Source organism: Streptomyces sp. NPDC002730, assembly GCF_042888805.1.
Taxonomy (GTDB): Bacteria; Actinomycetota; Actinomycetes; order Streptomycetales; family Streptomycetaceae; genus Streptomyces.
In genome coordinates this window covers 1-3,210 of sequence record NZ_JBIAQG010000057.1, presented here as the reverse complement: position 1 = coordinate 3,210, position 3,210 = coordinate 1, and the positions used below count along the sequence as shown (strand labels likewise).

2 protein-coding genes are annotated in these 3,210 nt (G+C 66.2%); one reads left to right on the top strand and one right to left on the bottom strand.

The window, feature by feature from the left end; all coding sequences use genetic code 11:
• Positions 1–819, top strand: an 819-nt coding sequence (locus tag ACFYXH_RS42370; RefSeq protein ID WP_389575157.1) for an IS256 family transposase, incomplete at its 5' end; no start/stop codon positions are given.
• 15 nt (positions 820–834) lie between these two features.
• Here ACFYXH_RS42370 and ACFYXH_RS42365 read toward each other — a convergent pair.
• Positions 835–3,210 (bottom strand): beta-propeller fold lactonase family protein (locus tag ACFYXH_RS42365; RefSeq protein WP_389575155.1); only part of this gene is annotated, 2,376 nt, incomplete at its 5' end.

Below are 3,210 nucleotides of genomic sequence, written 5' to 3'. Positions count from 1 at the left end.
GCTGAAACGGCAGATGTTCGGCCGGGCCAGCCTCGATCTCCTTCGCAAACGCGTCCTGCTCGCGCGATGAGTCCAGCCCGTCCGGATCACAAGATCGTCGACAGAGCCAAGATCCGTGACGGGCACGTGGCGAACAGGCCGATCTACGTGGCCCTGGCGGTCACCGCCGAGGGACACCGCGACATCCTCGGCCTGTGGGCCGGCGACGGCGGCGAAGGCGCGAAACACTGGCTTCGAGTGCTCTCCGAGCTCAAGAATAGGGGCGTCGAAGACGTCCTCATGCTGGTCTGCGACGGGTTGAAGGGGCTGCCCGACGCGGTCGGCGAGGTCTGGCCCCGAACTGTGGTGCAAACGTGCGTGGTTCACCTGCTGCGGGCGTCATTTCGATACGCGGCCCGGCAGGACTGGGACAAGATCGCCAAGGCGCTCAAGCCCATCTACACCGCGCCGACCGAGGACGCGGCCACGACACGGTTCCTGGAATTCGCCGAGACCTGGGGCAAGAAGTACCCGGCGATCGTCCGCCTCTGGGAGTCTAACTGGCCCGAGTTCACGCCTTTCCTCCAGTTTGATGCGGAAATACGCCGCATCGTATGCACAACGAACAGCATCGAGAGCGTCAACGCCCGTATCCGCAAGGCCGTCCGCTCCCGCGGGCACTTCCCCACGGAACAGGCCGCCCTCAAGTGCGTCTACATGGCCGTCATGAGCCTCGACCCGACCGGTGCCGGCCGCAAACGCTGGACCATGCGCTGGAAGGGCGCCATGAACGCCTTCGACCTGGCCTTCGACGGCCGCCTCACCGCCGGCCAACTCTAGCCACACCAACCCCAGTTACACCGCTCGCTTTACAGACCCGCAGCCGGTGACGGCGGCGGGGCTGAGGAGGCAGTTGGTGGGGGTGTTGCCGGTGATGGTGGTGCCGGTGACGCTGGTGATGGGAGTTGCGGTGTAGATGCCGCCGGGTGCGGGGGCATTGGGGGCGATGTTGTTGGTGACCGTCGCGTTGGTGAGGGAGACAGTGGAGGTGGTGTTGTAGATTCCGCCGGAGACCGAGCCGGTGCCGGTCACCTTGTTGGCGGTGATCGAGGAGTCCTGCACGGAGACCGCAATGGTACCGCTGGTGTAGAGGCCGCCGCCCTGGGAGTACCGGCCAGAGGCCAGGTTTCCGCTCACCACCGTGCCGTTCCGCAAGGTGAGGGAGCCGGTGGTGCTTGAGGCCCAGATGCCGGCGCCGTGGCCTCCTACACCGATGAGCTGGTTTCCGGTGACCTTGGTGTTGTCCAGAATCGTCGTACCTCCGTCGAATTCGAAGCCGCCGCCGCCTGCGGGGGAAGTCCCCCCGGAGTTTCCAGTCACCTTGTTTCCGGCGATTGTGGAGTTCGTGATGGTGAGGGTGCCAAAGCTCTCGATGCCTCCGGCGAAGGCGGTATTGCCGACGCCGGTGACGACGTTGTCGTTGATGCTGCTGGTGTCGATGGTGGTCGTACCGCTCTGGAGGTCGAGGCCGCCGCTGTAACGTTTGGCGGTGTTGTTGCTGATGGTGCTGCCGGTGATCGAGACGGTGGTGCCAACACCGTCGTGGTAGACACCGCCGCCATCATCAGCGCGGTTACCGGTCACGGTGACGCCGGTGAGGGTGAAGTCGCCTTCGGCGTCGATACCACCGCCGTGAGCGTCTGCCGAGTTGTCGTTGATGAGGCTGTCGGTGAGAGTGGCGGTGCCGCCGCTGGCGACGTTGATGCCGCCGCCGTGATGGGCAGTGTGGTTGCCCTGGACGGTGAGGTTGGTGGTGGCGGTGAGGGTGCCGCCGTTCTGGACGAGGATGCCTCCGCCGTTGTCGGTGTCGGTGAGGGAGCCGCCCTGGACGGTGAGGTCGTTGACGGTCAGTGCTCCGCCGGAGGCGATGTCGAGGATGCGGAACTGAGTGGTTGCGGTGGTGGAGCGTTGGATGGTGGCGTTGTTGCCGATGATGGTGAATGAGCCGGTGATGGCCGGGAGGCCGTCGTTGCCGGAGTCGGCCGCGGTGAGTTGGTAGACGCAGTACGAGGCCAGGCTGAGGGTGCCGTTGTTGGCGTTGGAGGCGTTGATCGCAGCGATCAACGCAGCCGTGGTGCAGCCCACCGCTGTCACGGCAGGCGCAGCGGGGACGGTGGCGACCGTCACTCCGAGCGGGCCAGTATTGGCGGTGACGGTCGCGGTGACGAGGTTGGTGGAGGTGTTGATGACGGATACGGTGTCCGCGCCGTTGTTGGTGACGTAGGCGAGGGTGCCGGCGGGGTTGACCGCCACCCCTTGGGGGTTGGTGCCGACGGTGATGGTGGCGGTGACGAGGTTGGTGGAGGTGTCGATGACCGACACGGTGCCCGCGTTGGCGTTGGTGACGTAGGCGAAGGTGCCGGCGGGGTTGACCGCCACAGCGAAGGGCCCGTCTCCCACGGTGATGGTGGCGGTGATGAGGTTGGTGGAGGTGTTGATGACGGATACGGTGTCCGCGCCGTTGTTGGTGACGTAGGCGAAGGTGCCGGCGGGGTTGACCGCCACCCCCTGGGGGTTGGTGCCGACGGTGATGGTGGCGGTGACGAGGTTGGTGGAGGTGTTGATGACCGACACGCTATTCACGCCACGGGTGACGTAGGCGAAGGTGCCGGCGGGGTTGACCGCCACCCCCCGGAGGTTGGCACCGACGCCGATGGTGTCGGTGACGGTGTTGTCGGAGGTGTCGATGACCGACACGGTGCCATCGCCGTTGTTGGCGATGTAGGCGAAGGTGCCGGCGGGGTTGACCGCCACCCCTTGGGGGTTGGTGTCGACGGTGATGGTGTCGGTGACGAGGTTGGTGGAGGTGTCGATGACCGACACGGTGCCCGCGTTGGTGTTGGTGACGTAGGCGAAGGTTCCGGCGGGGTTGACCGCCACAGCGAAGGGCCCGTCGTCCACTTCGATGGTGGCGGTGATGGTGTTCGTGGCCGTGTTGATCGCCGACACCGTGTCCGCGTCTTCGTTGGTGACGTAGGCGTAGGTGCCGGCGGGAACGGCAGTGGCCGTCGGCGCTGTGATCACCGGCAGGGCCGGCCCGGCCAGCACCGCCAGTCCCACCGCGATGGCCCGTACCCTGCTCCACCAGCGAGGCCCGCCGCCCCTCCTGTCCGACGGCTGCCTGTCCGGCCTTCGACGTCCGATCACCTTTAGAGCCTCCTGCTGCAGAGT